Origin of the sequence: Chryseobacterium sp. AG844 (assembly GCF_003182335.1) — a bacterium.
Lineage (GTDB): Bacteria > Bacteroidota > Bacteroidia > Flavobacteriales > Weeksellaceae > Chryseobacterium > Chryseobacterium cupriresistens.
In genome coordinates, this window is record NZ_QGTV01000008.1 from 95493 (window position 1) to 113167 (window position 17675).

Sequence of the window (17675 nt, forward strand, 5' to 3'; positions counted from 1 at the left end):
AATACTAAAAACTGATCTGGTATAAAAATAAAACAACCGGATTTATTAAAAATTATAACATGAAAAGATTCATTCTAATTGCAGTGGCAGGACTATCCCTTACTGCCTGTCAAAATGATCATTTAGCGGATTCTTCTACTTCATTCGAAATGAAATCTACTTATGCTGAGTATATTACAGCTTCTGCTCTTCCGGTAACCAGTGTAAGCGGAGATATTACTTCCAATACAACATGGAGCGGGGTGATTGAAATGGATGGAGTTGTAACGGTAAAAAACGGGGCAACTTTAACAATCCAGCCGGGTACATTCATTAAAGCTAAACCAAGCACAAACTATACCCCTACAGGGGTTTTGGTAATTGCTAAAACAGGAAAAATCAATGCAGCAGGTACAGAAGCTCAGCCTATTATTTTCACCAGCTACAAATTATTAGATGGTAACGAAGATACTACTGCTGCCCCTGGTGACTTCGGAGGTGTTATCTTGTTGGGAGATGCCCCTGCAAATACAATTAATACTAAAACAATTGAAGGATTATCTGGGTATGATTTTTATTACGGAGGTACAAACCCTTCTCACAATGCAGGAATATTGAAGTATGTTCGTATTGAATTTGCAGGATATGACTATGGAGGAGCTAATTCGGGAAACGAAATCAACGGTCTGACTTTAGGAGGTGTTGGTAAGGGAACTACTTTAGATCATATTCAGGTATCTTATGGGAAAGATGACTCTTTCGAATTCTTCGGGGGAAACGTAAATGCTTCCAACCTTGTTTCTTTTGCTGCTGAGGACGATAACTTTGATTTTGATAACGGATATACTGGTACAATCACTTGTGCACTGGCTTTGGCAGATTACAACTCTACACACAGTCCTAGCAGCTCTAGTCCGGATTCTAACGGTATTGAACTTGATAACAATGCAGATGGTTCTTATACAACATTGTTGACTCATCCGGTGATCAATAACCTTACTATTATCGGTGCCAAGAATTCTTCTAAAGGCGTTTTATATGAAAACGGTATCCATATCAGAAGACACGGAAGATTGACATTGAACAATGCTGTTGTAACAGGTTATCCAGTAGGAATCAAAGTAGAAGGTACTGGTTCTGAACTTTCTGCAGCTTCCAATTTAGGTTCAATCCAGGTACACGGATTTGGTACTTCCGTTACAGGAGCTGGTACGGCAGGAATTCCTGCTTCTAACCTATTAACAGGAACTATTGCATCTCTATGGGGTATGAGCCAACCTTTCTATAACGAAGGAAGCTGGAATGTATCTCCAAGAAACTGTGGAAACTTTCAGGGACTTTGGTCCAAGTATAATTTCTCCATTTTAGAATAAGGAAATGAACCTTATGAGTATGGAGATAGAAACTTAGAGTAAAAAGATATCTTAATTATAGAAGCGTACAGGTTTCGGGAACCTGATCAAAAACTGAAATAATACTGATGATGCGCACAGCAGTACAGTTCTGAAAAAACCGGACGTTAACAGCTTTTCCCAGGCATTAACGGATTTTATGGGAACGCCCGCAATGCAGCTCCTCCTGCAGCGATGGGATGAACACCAAAAAACAAATCGAAGGAATAGAGAGGAAGATATTCCTGAATAAAAAACTGATCTGGTATAAAAATAACACAACCGGATTTATTAAAAATTATAACAATGAAAAGACTAACTCTAATTGCAGTGGCAGCATTATCTCTTACAGCTTGTCAAAATGATCAACTGGCAGATTCATCTTCTCCATTCGAAATGAAATCTACTTCTGCTGAGTACCTTACAGCTTCTGCTCTTCCGGTAACTACCGTAAGTGGTGCTATTACTTCGAATACTACATGGAGTGGAGTAGTTGAATTAGATGGAATTGTAACGGTAAAAAATGGGGCTACATTGACCATTCAGCCTGGTACATTCATTAAAGCTAAGCCAAGCGCAAACAATACAGCTACAGGAGTTTTGGTAATTGCTAAAACAGGAAAAATCAATGCAGCAGGTACAGAGGCTCAGCCTATTATTTTCACCAGCTACAAATTGTTAGACGGAAACGAAGATACAACTGCTGCTCCTGGTGACTTCGGAGGTGTTGTTATATTAGGGGATGCGCCTACAAACACTCCATTCACAAAAACAATTGAAGGATTATCCGGTCCTGATTTCTATTACGGAGGTACCAATGCTTCCCATAACGGAGGAACATTAAAATATGTTCGTATCGAGTTTGCAGGATATGATCTTTTAGCTCCGAATTCAGGTAACGAAATCAACGGTCTTACGTTAGGAGGAGTAGGAAACGGAACTACTTTAGATCATATTCAGGTTTCTTTCGGAAAAGATGACTCTTTTGAATTCTTCGGAGGAACTGTAAACGCTTCAAACCTTGTTTCTTTTGCAGCTGATGACGATAACTTTGACTTCGATAACGGATATACAGGAACAATTACTTGTGCACTAGCTTTGGCAGATTACAACTCTACACACAGTCTTAGCGGAGCAAGCCCGGATTCTAACGGTATCGAGCTTGATAACAACGCAGAAGGTTCTTCTACAACATTGTTGACTCATCCGGTGATCAACAACCTTACTATTATCGGTGCCAAGAACTCTTCTAAAGGTGTTTTATATGAAAACGGTATCCACATCAGAAGACACGGAAGATTAACATTAAATAACGCTGTCGTTACAGGTTACCCTGTGGGTATCAAAGTAGAAGGTACAGGTTCTGAGCTTTCTTCAGCTTCAGCATACAGCACCATCCAGGTTCACGGATTTACTACTTCAGTTACAGGTGCAGGTACAGCAGGAATCCCTGCAGCTAACCTGGCGACTGGTACTCCTGCAGCTCTATGGGGTATGAGCCAGCCTTTCTTCAACGAAGGTGGTTGGAATGTATCTCCAAGAAACTGTGGAAATTTCCAGGGACTTTGGACAAAATACAACTTCTCCATTGTAGAATAATAAAAACTTTAAAAAGCAGGGAACAGCACATGCTGATTCCTTGCTTTTACTTCAAAAATTTTAATCATCAGCATTATGAAAAAAATAATTTTATCATCTGTTCTGTTTTTATCCCACCTGGCTGCAGCACAGTCTCTGGTATGGGGAAATTCGTTTGATACTCCTGCCGATCTTCAGGGCTGGACTTTTCATGACCTTAATAGCAATGGAAACGGATGGGTACAGGGAGAAAACATCTATCACAACGGAACTACCTTAGCCTATGGAACTGCAGGTGTTCTCCGCCATTCTATCAATTTGGTTCCAACTGGAAATGCTAACGGATTTACCACAGAAAATGACTGGATTATTTCTCCTCAGATTGACCTTACCAATACTGCAGGAACCATTACGCTGGCCGCTTATATCGGGAGACAGAGATCTACTCACACGATTGTTGCCAGAGAACTTTTTATCTATGTAAGCACACCGCAGAAAGAAGTTCCAACGTTATCGGACTTTCAGGCAATGACCGTAGATGCAGACGGAAATGATGTTCAGAGTATGTATAAAATACAGGTGGGTGACTCAGCCAATCCTTTTCCGGCTGATCTTACCCAGTTTGTAGAATCCCTTGTAGATCTTTCTGCTTTTGCCGGGAAAAAGATCTATATCGGAATGTGGTCAAACAGAAAAACAAGCGGAAACAATGTCCAGAACATTAATATTGATGAAATAGGAATTTATGCTACTTCATTTTTGGGAACTAAGGATGTAAAAAGAAACAAAATTGTAACACAAATAGCAGAAAATCCGGTTAGAGAATCTTTACAGCTGCAGCTTAATCCGGCATTGAAAGAAAATACAACTGTAGTGAATATTTACAATGCAGCGGGACAAAAAGTATTAACCACTCAGTATTCTAAAACGATTAATACGGCAGTCCTTATATCGGGAGCGTATATCGCAGAAATTACAGATGGAAAGATTACGGAAAGGCTGAAGTTTATTAAAAAATAATCATTCTATCCCCTTGGAATCTGATTTTAGGAACACCATGAAATTTTAAATAAATAACGGAGAGTCTTTGAAAAAAGCTATCCGGAACATATCCAACTAGTTTTTTTATAATTATATATTGCCCGGCCCACGGGCCGGGCAATATTTTTAAGTTTTACAAGAAATAATTGAAGAAAGATGAACAAAATCTTCGCATTACTACTGTTTTTCACTGTACTGTTTTCATGTACAGATAATAATACCATGGAGCTGTATGATAAAGTGCAGAAACCCGGAGACGTTAATATCAAAGGATTTTCCAAACCTGATGTCCTTCAGTTGAGGTTGAACGGACAGCCTGTATCCATTGACGGAAAAACGTCCTATACCAATAAAATTGAAACCCAGCTTCAGTTTGTTCTGGATCAGGGAGAAACTAATAAATTGTCTGTCTATAATCATGAAACAGGCGCTGAAATTGCAAAATACAATATTACATATGACAATATAAATGATTATAAAAACCTGTATTTCTTTAATCTCCCCGGAATCTATCTGCAGACCTATGCCGTAAAACCCCAGGTAAATCTGGGAAAAGTAGGTTTTGAATTTATTTTTCCCAACCTGGGTGAATTTTCCGGAAGTTCTCTCAAAGAAGTGAAAGGCATTTTGAAAAGAGAAAACGGAGTAGTACTTGCCGAGTTTGACAATATAGGTAAAGACAACTTTACGGCAGTGAAAATCTATAGTTTTTTCAGCTCGACAGCTCCCATATATCTTGAATTATACAAACCGGGAACTACAGAGCCTTATGCGGGATCTAAAATGATTCAGGTGAAATTAAAACAACACACGGGCGCCAATATGATTGTACTTCAGGAAAAAATGGAAAATGGAGAATGGGTGGTAAAAGGAGATATTGACGTAACAGAATATCTGTAATTATATATGAAAAACTTTTTAAAACTTCAATATATTGCCATCGCAGTTTTTCTCATTTCGTGTACCAGTAATAATGACGAAAGCGCACCCGTTTTTCCGGAGGGAAGTACCGAAGCTGTAAATCTTTGGGTTCAGGACAGTATGAAAAGATACTATTACTGGGCAGATGAGATGCCTGCAAAGCCGGATTATCAGCTTCCTGTAAAAGATTTTTTTAAAAGTCTGCTGTCTTCAAAGGACCGGTTTTCTTTCATGGTGAATACGGAAGATTCCTCTTCTTATCCACGTTCTATAAGGAATATGTACGGTTTTGACTATACCATTGTTCAGCTTGCTAATAATGAAGTGGTTACTGTAGTGAAGCTGGTGCTTCAAAATTCCCCGGCTTTCAATGCAGGGCTGGAAAGGGGAATGATCATTACCAAAGTCAATGGAAAAGCAATGACAGCTGCGAATGCCGAAGCAATGGCTTCATCCATTAAAGACCAGACGGTTGTAGAGCTTACCGTTGGAAAGTGGCAAAACGGATCGGTAACTGATGAAAAAAGTATTACCGTTTATTATGGTTTTTCTTTTGAACAGCCGGTTTTATCAAAGATTTTTGAGAAAAATGGGAAAAAAGTGGGCTATCTGTACATTTATGATTTTCCTGACGGTATGACGCAGACCTTGTACCAAAAATTTGGAGAATTCAAAATGGCAGGAGTACAGGAGCTGATTCTCGATCTCCGTTATAATTATGGAGGCTCGGTGTCATCTGCCGCAGCACTTTGTTCACTGATTCCTTCAGGATTATCATCCGTCTCGCCGTTCATCATTTTTAAAGGAAATAAAAATGGAGGTGAAGTAAAAAGAACATTTGCCCAGCAAATTGCCTATGATCCAAAAGCGTTGGACTTTGCAACGTTGCGTGCGAATGCGCTGGGATTACAGAAAGTATATATTCTCACATCGAACAGTACGGCATCTGCCGCCGAGATTGTTGTGAATAATCTCAAACCTTATATGCCGGTGATTCAGATAGGGGATATTACGCTGGGGAAAGATATGGCCGGATTTGTAGTGGAAGACAAGCGTAAACCCAGAAAAATTTCCTGGCAGATTCATCCGGTGATTTATAAAGTCTTTAATGCCAGCGGAGCCGGAGAATACAGTAGTGGAATTTCCCCGCAGAGCAATGTTAATGAATTTGCCGGACTGCCATTATTACCTTTGGGAGATCCCAATGAAACCCTTATTTCTTCTGCACTTAACGGTGGTTATTTCAAATCAGCAGGTCACGACAAGAATGGAAATATCAAAATTTTATTTCAGAGTGACGTGCCTCCGGTTATGATGGAGAAATAAGCTGGATTCAAAAACAAAAAATAATATAAAAAATATCTTTATCCATTACCCATTCACAAAATAACTAAAATGATAAAATCATGCAGGGAATAGAACCAAAACTTCACATGAACCTGACCAGCCGTATTGAATATTACCGTCTGCTGATAGAAGCTGCGGAAGATCCTGAAAGCCAGCCTTCGGAGATGATTACCCAGATTTCAGAACTGGGACATCTGTACGAACAGTATCTGCTTAACAAGAAAAATCTGGAAAACAGCATCAAAAACTACCGTGCCTATCATAACGATTTGAGAAAAAAGCTCACGTCAAGACTTAGGGAGCTCAGAAGAAAGGCAAGACAGAAATAAAGCCCGGAATGTACTTTATCGGTTGATTTTACGGTGAAATTCATACCTTTATGACATCAAGCAGAAGGATGAAAGACTTATGAATTTTACTCAGGCAGAACTTTCCGGTTATTTACAGGTATTGTGGCAGTTTTCCTGGCCGCAATGGATGATATTCAGCCTGATTGCCAATATTTTCCTCTACCTGTTTTCCATAGGTTTATATGTTTTTATCGAGAAGACTTGCCGTAAAAGTCAGCTGCAGGAGAAGAATCATCCTGTCACCGGATCCGATTTTTATCTTAGTCTGCTTACAATATTGTGTAACAGCTTTGTCATGTTGCTCGGAGCTCTTTTATGGAAAAAAGGATGGATTGTGCCGGGACAGACAGAATCCGTAATTGGCATAATAGGGGAAGTAGCTGTTTTACTCCTCTTAATGGATTTTCTGATGTATTTATTCCATTTCGCAGCACATTTACCATTGGTCTATAAAGTTCTACACGGAAAACACCATGAGCATGTCAGTACCAACCTTTTAAGTCTTTTTGTTCTGCATCCTTTGGAAACATAGGGTTTGGACTGATGATGCTGGTTATACTCATGGGATATGATTTCTCTGTCATTTCGATTTCCATCTATCTTTTGCTTAATCTGATCTGGGGAACGATAGGGCATCTGAACAGAGAATTTTTTCCGGTGTCTTTTGACCGCTTTTTTGTGGGAACAACCAGGTTTCATAACCAGCACCATTTGGATGAAAGTAAAAACTTTGGGTTTTATACTTCAATCTGGGACAGGTTATTCGGGACGTATAAGTAACTATGAATACTACAGTTTTATATTATTCAAAACTTTACCCAGCAGATAATTAAAATTTTCGAGTTCTTTAGAAGTGAGTATAGAAGCTGTCTGCCGTGTAATATTCTTACGGAATGTTTCCGAATTTTCTATGATAAATCGTCCTTTGTCAGTGACCGAAAGATTAAATTTCCTGTGATCTTTTTCCTCCTGTTTTCTGATAATAAAATCATGAGTGATCAAAAATTTCAACTGTTTTGAAATGGCTGCCTGACTGATATTAAATGCTGTTGATATTTCTCCTCCCGTGGCTGTTCCTTTTCTTAAAATAAATTCAATAATATTATAATGGGCTGCGGTGACTCCATTAATATCACCCCGGTTCATGTGAGCCAGAATAAGGCATTGGAAATCAGTAAATGTGTTAAAAAATTCTTTTTCAATGGGTTTCATTACAAATATGCTTAACTTAGTTAAATATTAACAAAGTTAAGTATTTTTATCATGGAAAATATAGAAATTACGAACGCCCGTCAGAATAATCTCAAAAATATTTCCATAAAAATTCCAAAGTACAGGATCGTGGTTTTTACGGGGGTATCGGGATCGGGAAAATCATCTTTGGTCTTTGAAACGATTGGAGCTGAAGCACAAAGACAGATTAACGAGACCCAGAACAGCTTTATCAGAAACCGCCTGCAGCATTATGGCCTTTCGGATGTAGATAAAATTGAAAACCTTAATGTTCCAATCATTATCAATCAAAAACGGTTGGGCGGAAATGCCAGATCTACGGTAGGAACGGCAGCGGACGTGTCTGCTTCTTTAAGACTTTTGTTTTCCAGAATGGGAGAGCCGTTTGTAGGGTACTCCAATGTTTTTTCATTCAATCATCCACAGGGAATGTGTCCTGAATGTGAAGGATTGGGATTTGTTCAGACTTTGAATGTGAATACCTTGATTGATCGTGAAAAATCCTTACATGAAGGCGCCATCCGGTTTCCGACTTTTCAGCCTGGTGGATGGCGTCTAACAAGATATACTTTGTCAGGTTATTTCGATAATGATAAAAAACTAAAGGATTTCACCGATAAAGAATGGGAAACTTTGCTGTATGCAAAGGAACACAAACCTAAACATCCACATAAAGAATGGGGAAAAACGGTAAGATATGAAGGTATTGTTCCAAGGATTGAAAAAGCGTTTCTGAAAAAAGATTCTAAAGAAAACATTACAAGAAAAGACGCTCTGAAGAATATTGTGATTACCAAAACCTGCCCGTCTTGCCAGGGAAAACGTCTGAACGAAAAAATACTGTCCTGTAAAATTCAGGGAATGAATATCGCTGACTGTATGGCGCTTTCTGTAGATGAATTACTGGAATTTATTACCTCTCTGGATTCAGGGGCATATGAAGTTATTATCAAAGAGCTTTCTGCAAAACTGCAGAATATCATCACAATCGGATTACAATATCTGACTCTTGACAGAAGTACCAACACGCTTTCAGGAGGAGAATCCCAGCGTATAAAAATGGTGAGGAGTTTGGGAAACAGCCTGGTAGACCTATTGTATATTTTTGATGAACCCAGTATTGGACTTCATCCGAAGGATCTGCAGAATATCATCACTATTATTCAGCAGATCAGAGACAAAGGAAACTCTGTTTTAATCGTTGAGCATGATCCGGATCTGATCAAAATGGCGGACAGGGTGATTGATATTGGCCCCGGTTCAGGAAGAAACGGAGGAGAAGTGATCTATGACGGGGCGTTTAAAGATTTAAAAAAATCGGTAGGTAAAACAGGTTCTTATTTCGCAACAAAACCTTCCATCAAACAAGAATTCAGAAAACCTGATGGCTATCTGGAAATTAAAAATGCCAACAGATATAATCTTAAAAATGTGACGGTAAATATTCCGACAGGAGTAATTACAGTCGTTACCGGAGTGGCAGGATCCGGCAAAAGTACCCTGATAAATCGTATTCTCCCGGAACTCTATCCGGATGTAACTATTATTGATCAATCTTTGTTTGCTGCAAGTGCCCGCTCCAATTTGCTTACTTATCTCGGAATATCAGATATTGTACGTAAGCTTTTTGCACAATCTAACCATGTTTCAGATAAACTCTTCAGCAGAAACAGTGACGGAGCCTGTAAAAACTGTAAAGGTTTGGGAATAGAAAAGATTGACCTGGCTTTTATGGATGATATTGAGCAGCCATGCGAGGTTTGCGGAGGTTCAGGATTTGATCCTGATGTACTTCAATATACCTACAGCGGAAAAACAATTGCAGAAGTCATGAGCATGACGGTTTCTGAGGCCTCTGATTTTTTTAAGGAAGAATTGGTGCTCAGAAATTTTGATCTGCTGATACAATTAGGACTTGATTATCTGACATTGGGACAAAGACTGGACAGCTTTTCCGGAGGCGAGAGACAGCGCCTGAAGCTGACAAGAGAACTGAAAAATACCAATCAGATCATTATTCTTGATGAACCGAGCACAGGGCTGCATCCAAGCGATACCCAAAAACTGCTTACGTTTTTTAATGGTCTTGCAGATCAGAATAATACGCTGATTGTTATCGAACACAATCTTGATATTATTTCTCAGGCAGACTGGATTATTGATATGGGACCGGGCGCAGGGAAATTTGGAGGTGAAGTATTGTTTGAAGGAACTCCGGTGGATCTTTTGAAAAATAAAAAATCATTCACTGCAGAGTTTTTGAGAAAACATATCCAATAAAAACAAAAGAAAAGCATTAAGTTGAACTGAACCATGAGATTGCTTCACCTATGGTTCGCAATGACAGGACAGTTCAACTTAATGCTCCTAAAACCTTATCAGCCTTAATGGTTCAAGATTCTTTTATTTTCCAGCCTTTACCGCAGATTTAATGACTTTTTCAATTAATCTCCAGTCATAATAATGAAATACTCGGCCATTGCTCATTGCAACAAAAATGCCTTTCGGGAATTTTGGACCTAAGTTAACATGGGTAACTTCAGAACCATCACTTTCTAATGTAGAAACGGGAATTTCTGCAATTCTCCCTTTGGCCTGATCTTCCCTCAAATATACGTTGAAGGTATCATTCTGCTGATTCGAAACCAGAATATAACCTTTCCCTTTATCAGTAGGATAGATGGAAATTCCTTCCACATCAGATTTAAAATCGCCTTTTCCGAAAACAGCTAATTCCTCATTACCTTTTTCCGGATCAGCATAATATTTGTGAACTCCAAATTGCTCATCAGAATAATAGATATAGCCCATTTCGTCATCTACAGCAATGCTTTCAATCTCTTTCAGACCACTGTATTTTCCGAATTTACGGACAACTTCTCCGGTGATAGAGCCATTTTTCTCCGTAAGCTTATATTGCCATAGGTAGCCATCAGCAGGACCAGATTTTCTTCCTACAATGACAAATATTTCTTCTGTCTGCGGATTTTTATACATGGAAACTCCCATCGGACCACGTTCCGTTTCTCCTTCAAATACAGAGACTTCTCCCACTTCTTTCAGTTCAGGAAGCGAATATAATTTTACTTTGTTCGTTTCCCTTTCCGTTACGGCAGCGATGTCTGTTTTCTTTCCATTTAAAATAAAACCATATTCAAGATCAACATTGTTGGGGCGCTTCAGTCCTAATACTTTATGGATGATTTTTCCGTTAAGATCAAAGGCGTACAAACCTCCATCCGTATCTTTATCTGTTCCGATGATAATACTTTTTGAAGGATCCTGAGAATTGATCCATATGGCAGGATCATCTGTATCATGAACCACTGTTTCTGTAATAACGGTAGGTTTTAATTTTTCTATAACTTCTTTCTGTCCTGTACAGCTGACCACAAAAGGAAGAACTGAAAGAGCCAGTATATAATGTAGGTTTTTCATGTTTATTTTAAAAATCAAATTTCACTCCCATTGTAAACCTTGGTCTGTAATATTCAGCCTGTGCGGTTCTGCTTGGGATTCCCTGGTAGTATCTTAACGGCTGGTTCGTCAGATTATTGGCTTCTGCAAAAACTCTGAGCTGGGTCGTAATCTTGTAGGAAGCATTAGCATCAAGGAAAAACTGTTTGTCGTAATAACGGTCATCAAATGCCTTGCCACCAAGCTCATCAATATAATGAGAAGCATAGTTCATGGAAACTCTTGCTGAAAAACGTTTGTTTTCCCATGAAAGAGATCCGTTGAACATATGAGGAGCAGCTCCCGGAAACCCTACATCTGTTCTTTCAATGCCTTCTTCATTGGTAATTCCTTTTGCTTTGGATTTAGTATAAGTATAGTTGACATACACTCCAAGTCCTTTCCAGAAAGCTCCGGGAATGAAATCAAGCTGTCTTTGCAAAGCAACTTCAAACCCATAAATATCTACATTGTCACCATTACGCTGCTGGGTAAATTTCCAGTTGCTTTCTCCGGCCGGAATTGGGTTGGTTTGTCCCCAAAAATCATTGGCAAAGTCGTTCGCGGTATAATTTCTTTTGGAATACGTATAAATGAAATCGTTAAGATTTTTATAGAAAACACCTCCGGAAAGAATCCCTACAGACTTGAAATATTTCTCTGCCATGAAATCAAAATTGTAGGCATAGGTTGCCTTCAGATTCGGATTTCCTGCTGCAACAATTTCATCTTCTGAAATAACATTCAGATAAGGAACTAAAGAATAATAGTTAGGGCGGGCAAGAGCGGTAGTAAATGCTGCACGAAGTACAAGATCTTGCACCGGAACATATTTGAAGGAAATATTCGGAAGGACATTGGTATATGTATTGGTATTATTGATTTGCCCTACCAAATCCTTCTCATTCATGACATAATTTCCGGTGTAATCAATCTGGGTTGTTTCAATACGGGCTCCAACGATCATCGATAGTTTATCATTAAAATCCTGATCCCAGCGGATATAACCTGCATAAATCTGCTCTTTTGCATTGTAATTGCTGGAAAGATACTTTTCAGGTTTCAACTTACCGTTAAATAAAGTTGGATTAAATAAATCCAATCCGCCAAGGAAAGAAGGGTCAACAAATGTTCCCGGAACATAATTTCCCGGCTGGAAGTTTTCACCATTCAGGTGTATGGTTGGCACCGATAAAAGACTTCCCATATTGTTAACAGGTGTAAAAGCGTAGAAATCATTCTCTCTTTCCTTTTTCTTCAAACGCATCCGGAAACCGGTACGAAGTCTTCCTTTCTGACCATCAATCACGGAAAACGGAAAACGTACATTTACTTTTGCGCCTAATTCTTTTTCCTGAGTAAAGTTATTGGCATCCGAAAGATCACTCAGTTTATAGCTTCCCGGATTGTCTGCTGCGAGAAGATTGAACATTGGTTTTTCAGGATTGCTAAGGTCAGGAGCGAAGTTCATTTTGCTGTTTTCAAACTCTATATAACGCTGATGAGGCTTATCTTCACTTGCGATGGCGTAATTGACAGCCCAGTCGAGGTCAACTTTAGAACCTAATAAATGTTCTCCTCGTAAAGCATAGTTCTGAACTTTTTGTTTTTCCAGACGGGTATTGTCATTATCGGCATCACCTCCTTTGTTTTGTCTTGTGATACTTCCTTTCCAGTCTGTAATCTCAGTTTCGTCGGCATTATAGACTGGTTTTATTTTATATCCTAAGGCATATCGGTTTTCTTTATCATTTCTGAAGTTATACATCGCAGAAGCATAGATCTTGTTTTTGGAATTGAACTCATAATCCATATTGAGATCAAAGCTGTGTCTGATACGGTGTTCATTATAATAGCGAACTCCCATTTTGCTTACATAAACCGTTTGGGCAAGATCATTGGCCTGGCTCCATACGGGTTCTATATTGTCCGAACCAAAATTGTTGTTGTTATAGGAAAAACTGAATACCGCGCCTAATTTTTTATCCAGAAAACGGTTTCCGTACACAAATCCGGCAGTGTAATTTCCTTTTTCACGGATGGGATTGTATCCTCCGGCAACGGTTGCGGAAATCCTCTGTCCGTTCGGGGAAGCCCTGGTAATAAGGTTTACGGAACCTCCGATGGCATCGGCGTCCATATCCGGAGTGAGGGTTTTATTAACTTCTATAGTAGAAATCATATCGGAAGGGATCAGGTCCATCTGTACATTACGGTTATCTCCTTCAGCAGACGGAATCCGGTCGCCATTCAGCGTAACGGAGTTCAGATTGGGAGCAAGCCCTCTGATGATAAGGTTTCTGGCTTCACCTTGGTCATTTTGTATCGTAATTCCCGGAACACGTTTCAAAGCATCTCCGATATTGGCATCCGGAAAACGTCCGATCTGATCAGAAGAAATCACATTGGTAATATTGGCGTTATTTCTTTGTTTATTCAAGGCTCTTGCCTGATTTTTCAGAGTCGCTCCCGAAACTACAATGGCTGCAATGGATGTCTCTTTCTTGTCGAAAATAATATTCTGACGGGTATTTTTTTCAGGTTCTACCGTTACAGTATACTCATGCACACCATAACCGAGGTAGTCAATTTTCATGGTATAGCTTCCAGGAGGAACATTCAGAAATACAAAGTTTCCGTGCTCATCCGAAGTGGTATATATATTTCCCGGGCTTAAAGAGATCTTGGCTCCAGGCAGGGCTATTTTTGAATCATCATTGATATTTCCGGACAAAGAACCGGTTTGTGCATAGAAAAAAATAGAGGCACAAAATAAAACAGACGTAAAAATTTTCTTCACTTTTAATATTTTAGATAAAAATAACAGCAAAATTAAACGTCTGTTTGGCAAATGCGTTGAAGAGAAAATTAAGAATATCTTAAGAATTGTTAATATAGCGGGATAGAGCTGTTATCTATCTTTCAGAACCTAAATTCTTCTCAACAGCATTTCCCTCTACGAGCAAAGTCAATTCATTACATCGTATAATCTGATGATTCCTGATGGTAAATTCTGCCAATACTTTATGTACCACCTTACTTCCATCTTTTAGGGTGGATTTTACTATGTGGTGGGTAAATATGATATTACCATTTTCAGCGTAACTGATGATATCAAACTTTTGTTCAGCCACTTTTTCTTTCAGTTTTCTGATGTGAAGAACAAATTCATCATAAGTAAGCTGAGAATGATCAACAATCTGAATGTATTCTTTTGAAAAGTATTTTTCGATTAATAATTCGTCAAATACCGGATTTTCTAGTACTTCCTGGAATACCTGCCGGATAAAATGCTTCATAATTTTATTATTTTGAAGCAAAATTACCTTACAGACTCATGACTGAACGATAACAATTGTAAAGAAATTACCTGCGGTTGCGTATTCTGCTTAATGAAACACTTGTGATTCCGAGATAAGAGGCAATATAATGCTGTGGAAAGCGTAGAAGAAGCTCCGGTCTGTTTTTGAGAAGCTGCTGATACCTTTCCTGAGGTGAATCTCTGATAAAAGAAATCAGCCGTTTATTAATTTCACTGAAACGTTTGTAAAAAAGCGGCTGAAAAGTGTGCTGGAATTCCTCATTTTCCATGAGCCTGTGAAAAGTTTCAGCGTGTAATTCATAAACAGTGGTTGATTCCAGAGTTTCAATAACAAAATCGCTGGGATTGCCATTCAGGAAGCTGTCAAAAGATGAAACTGCCTGATTTTCTGTTATAAACTCCAGGGTAAGTTCTTTTCCGTCCTGATAGAAGAATATTCTTAAGGCTCCTTTTTTTACCAGGAACATCTTATCTGAGATCTTTCCTTCCTCAAGCAGGATAGTTTTAGCAGGATAAGTAATTTCAGTTGATAAATGAAGGTCTGTTTTCAAAAAAGAATGAAGATCAGGAATGTGCATATCTGAAGGATTAATGGGAGATGTTCAGTATATCCTGTACGATCACTTTAGATTTTTCAATCAGTTCATTGGATCTGTAAAGCTGGCTGGTCAGTATTGAACTTTCAAAAAGAAGATAGATATGGGCTGAAATCATATCGTTTTGAATATCTTCATTGAAGGATTCTCTCAACTTTATTTTATGATCACGGATTACTTTATGAATTTCTTCCTTATCTGCAGGAATTTCCGACAGAATATTCAGAAAACTGCATCCTCTGAAATCTTCTCTTTCATTCATGTCGATCAGGAAATCGAAGGATTTCCAGAACTTTTCTTGTAGTGTTTCTGCTTCTGCTGTGAATTTTTCAAGTTCAGACACCCAGTAATCATATCTTTTATTAAGAAATTCTATACAAAGATCATCTTTAGATTTAAAATGCTGGTAAAAGCTTGCCTTGGATACTTTAGACTCCTCAATGATTTGATTGATGCCCGTATTGTTATAACCTTGTCTATGGAAGAGAACCATTGCTGTGTTTAATATTCTTTCGCGAGGTTTAGGCATAATGTGAAATTTTTACAAATGTAGAAAATAAACAGACCGGTATGTTTGAAAAAGTAAATGATTTTAAATAAAACCTCTGGCATAATAAAGCTGAATAACGAAGAATAATACGGTGAAAAACCATACGATATAAGGATGGTAGCTGAAATTATTCTTCAGAATATAGTGTAAAGCTTTGAAAAGCTTGAAGATTCCGATGATTCCAATGATAATAAAAACCAGAAAAACCAGAAAGAACAAATATTCTCTTGTTCCATAATTACTTATCTTTCCCAGACTTTCTATATAAGCATCTACATTCAAAGTTTCTCCAAGAAACATAGCCGAGCTGATTAATATAAAAAAAGGAGTAGAGGTGTAGACGGTTGTATAAATAAAAGAAAATAATAACGTCCGGAAGGTGACGGTATTCACTTTTTCTTTTTTGTACCATAACAAAGCAACAGTGAATATGACTGCAGTAATATTATTCATCAAAAATATAAAGAGCGCTTTTTCTACCATACTGAGCCCTTTGATCTTTGAAATAATATTATGCTCACCACCATAATCCATTAAAATTACAGAGACAATCACAGAGGTATAAACAGACAGTTTGATAGGAGAAAGGTAGTCGTGAAAACGTTCAGCCTCTTCTTTTTCCATCTCATGAACAGACAGGTCATAACAGCGTCGCGGATCCTGAAACAATTTGAATATCGTTACAGGAACCAGTAAAATTTCAATAATAATCTGAAGGCACAGCTTCTCAAAGCTATCGATTAATTTTTCAAACATGTATGTGTATTTGTATTAAGGGAACGTTTGCAATTTAATTATTTTTTGCAATACATCTCAAAAGTGAATAAAAAAAGTGGATGATTCCGAGCGAATCATCCACTTTTTTATCTAAAAGGTTTTTATTTTGGCAGTCCTTTTTTCAAAGCGATATGGGCTTTTTCTACTGCTTTTCTTTCTTTCCAGTCCATATACCTTTTCTTGTATCTGGTTTTCATAAAGTTATCAAAATTACGCTGAACAGCAAGATTCCATAGGGAATGTGCTTTTACAGCCCAGCTTTTATCCCAGGCACGCAGGGAAATAGAGAAAGATCCGTCCAGATATTTCATCCAGTGCCACCAGCCTGTAGGCATAAATAAGGTATCTCCGTGTTCCAGAAAACATTCAATACCTTCAATACCATCCAATGCAGGAAACTTTTCAAAGTCAGGATTGGCGATATCATAATCTTCCAGTGCATAGGTGGCATAAGGAAGTTTATACAGACGTGTTTTCCACTTGTATTCAAACAGAAGAACATGCTTTCTTCCATTAAAATGGGTATGGAAGATATGCGGCATATCAATATCGTAATGAAGGAATGTGACAGAACCTTTACCTCCGAAAAACATACTGGGATATTTATCTAAAAACCCACCCATAAGATTCTTTGGCGGAACATAATCGTCTAACAGTTTGGGCGCAAATTTTATAGGGTCAAAGAAAAAAATTCTCAGATCAGTAGGCTCTTTCTGAATAAGGTCAACATAATCACGAAAAGGCATTTTTGTAGTCGGAGTATTGATAGGAGCGGCAGGATCTGCTTTGGAACTATCATAAAGGGGAACTTCAACATCGCCTACTACTTCTTTCATGTAATCCATCGTCCATTTCTGATAAGCGGGCCACTTTCTTGCCATATTTCTGATTACCACCGGCTTACATGGCTTTAGATATTTTTCACGGAAATCTTCCTGTGAAATGTCATCTACAATATCAATTGGTTTAAGGATTATTCCCATTCGTTCAAATTATTAAGCTAAAGTATTAAATATTTGTGATAAAAAGATGGAAAGAATTAAAATTATTTGGAATTAATATAAATAAAGAGTAAAAATGCAGATTTACACTTTACTTTTTTGGAGTTATTATGATGAGGATGTTTCTGTTATT

Annotated in this window: 17 protein-coding genes; 9 read left to right on the forward strand and 8 right to left on the reverse strand. The window is 38.2% G+C overall.

What is annotated here, in order from left to right; all coding sequences use genetic code 11:
• Positions 1 to 59: 59 nt before the first annotated feature.
• From DEU40_RS10270 to DEU40_RS22645, 8 genes are all read left to right on the forward strand, one after another.
• Positions 60 to 1352, forward strand: coding sequence for a hypothetical protein (locus DEU40_RS10270; RefSeq protein ID WP_110009738.1), 1293 nt, complete (start codon positions 60 to 62; stop codon positions 1350 to 1352).
• A gap of 324 nt (positions 1353 to 1676) precedes the next feature.
• Positions 1677 to 2969, forward strand: coding sequence for a hypothetical protein (locus tag DEU40_RS10275; RefSeq protein WP_110009739.1), 1293 nt, complete (start codon positions 1677 to 1679; stop codon positions 2967 to 2969).
• 75 nt (positions 2970 to 3044) lie between these two features.
• Positions 3045 to 3968 carry a T9SS-dependent choice-of-anchor J family protein gene (locus tag DEU40_RS10280; RefSeq protein ID WP_110009740.1) on the forward strand — a complete coding sequence of 308 codons (924 nt, stop codon included), beginning with the start codon at positions 3045 to 3047 and terminating at the stop codon, positions 3966 to 3968.
• Between the two features lie 177 nt (positions 3969 to 4145).
• On the forward strand, positions 4146 to 4889 hold the full coding sequence (locus DEU40_RS10285; protein ID WP_228406493.1) for a hypothetical protein: 744 nt from the start codon (positions 4146 to 4148) through the stop codon (positions 4887 to 4889).
• Between the two features lie 6 nt (positions 4890 to 4895).
• A complete protein-coding gene (locus DEU40_RS10290; protein ID WP_110009741.1) occupies positions 4896 to 6236 on the forward strand; it encodes a S41 family peptidase in 1341 nt (446 codons plus the stop codon).
• 80 nt (positions 6237 to 6316) lie between these two features.
• Complete coding sequence (locus DEU40_RS10295) at positions 6317 to 6586, forward strand: hypothetical protein (protein WP_110009742.1); 270 nt, start codon at positions 6317 to 6319, stop codon at positions 6584 to 6586.
• A 79-nt stretch (positions 6587 to 6665) separates the two neighbouring features.
• Positions 6666 to 7139 (forward strand): sterol desaturase family protein, encoded by a 474-nt coding sequence (locus DEU40_RS10300; RefSeq protein WP_228406494.1) that lies wholly within the window; start codon positions 6666 to 6668, stop codon positions 7137 to 7139.
• An 11-nt stretch (positions 7140 to 7150) separates the two neighbouring features.
• Entirely contained in the window at positions 7151 to 7387 is a 237-nt protein-coding gene (locus DEU40_RS22645; protein ID WP_262510396.1) for a sterol desaturase family protein, read from the forward strand.
• A gap of 9 nt (positions 7388 to 7396) precedes the next feature.
• Here the strand turns inward: DEU40_RS22645 and DEU40_RS10305 are convergent, their stop codons facing one another.
• Complete coding sequence (locus tag DEU40_RS10305) at positions 7397 to 7819, reverse strand: MarR family winged helix-turn-helix transcriptional regulator (protein WP_110009743.1); 423 nt, start codon at positions 7817 to 7819, stop codon at positions 7397 to 7399.
• 51 nt (positions 7820 to 7870) lie between these two features.
• Here DEU40_RS10305 and DEU40_RS10310 point away from each other — a divergent pair, with 51 nt between their 5' ends.
• Positions 7871 to 10120, forward strand: a complete 2250-nt coding sequence (locus tag DEU40_RS10310) for an ATP-binding cassette domain-containing protein (protein ID WP_110009744.1) — start codon at positions 7871 to 7873, stop codon at positions 10118 to 10120.
• A 123-nt stretch (positions 10121 to 10243) separates the two neighbouring features.
• Here the strand turns inward: DEU40_RS10310 and DEU40_RS10315 are convergent, their stop codons facing one another.
• From DEU40_RS10315 to DEU40_RS10345, 7 genes are all read right to left on the reverse strand, one after another.
• Positions 10244 to 11278, reverse strand: a complete 1035-nt coding sequence (locus DEU40_RS10315; protein ID WP_110009745.1) for a phytase — start codon at positions 11276 to 11278, stop codon at positions 10244 to 10246.
• Positions 11279 to 11285: 7 nt separating this feature from the next.
• Positions 11286 to 14096: a TonB-dependent receptor gene (locus DEU40_RS10320; protein ID WP_110009746.1), complete on the reverse strand. Its 2811-nt coding sequence runs from the start codon at positions 14094 to 14096 to the stop codon at positions 11286 to 11288.
• Positions 14097 to 14211: 115 nt separating this feature from the next.
• Positions 14212 to 14595 carry a hypothetical protein gene (locus tag DEU40_RS10325; protein WP_110009747.1) on the reverse strand — a complete coding sequence of 128 codons (384 nt, stop codon included), beginning with the start codon at positions 14593 to 14595 and terminating at the stop codon, positions 14212 to 14214.
• 67 nt (positions 14596 to 14662) lie between these two features.
• The gene (locus DEU40_RS10330; protein WP_110009748.1) at positions 14663 to 15196 is read right to left on the reverse strand and encodes a Crp/Fnr family transcriptional regulator; all 534 of its coding nucleotides are present in this window, start codon (positions 15194 to 15196) and stop codon (positions 14663 to 14665) included.
• Positions 15197 to 15206: 10 nt separating this feature from the next.
• A complete protein-coding gene (locus DEU40_RS10335; protein ID WP_110009749.1) occupies positions 15207 to 15743 on the reverse strand; it encodes a TetR/AcrR family transcriptional regulator in 537 nt (178 codons plus the stop codon).
• Positions 15744 to 15806: 63 nt separating this feature from the next.
• The gene (locus tag DEU40_RS10340) at positions 15807 to 16520 is read right to left on the reverse strand and encodes a hypothetical protein (protein ID WP_110009750.1); all 714 of its coding nucleotides are present in this window, start codon (positions 16518 to 16520) and stop codon (positions 15807 to 15809) included.
• A 122-nt stretch (positions 16521 to 16642) separates the two neighbouring features.
• A complete protein-coding gene (locus tag DEU40_RS10345; RefSeq protein ID WP_110009751.1) occupies positions 16643 to 17524 on the reverse strand; it encodes a cupin-like domain-containing protein in 882 nt (293 codons plus the stop codon).
• Positions 17525 to 17675: the final 151 nt, after the last annotated feature.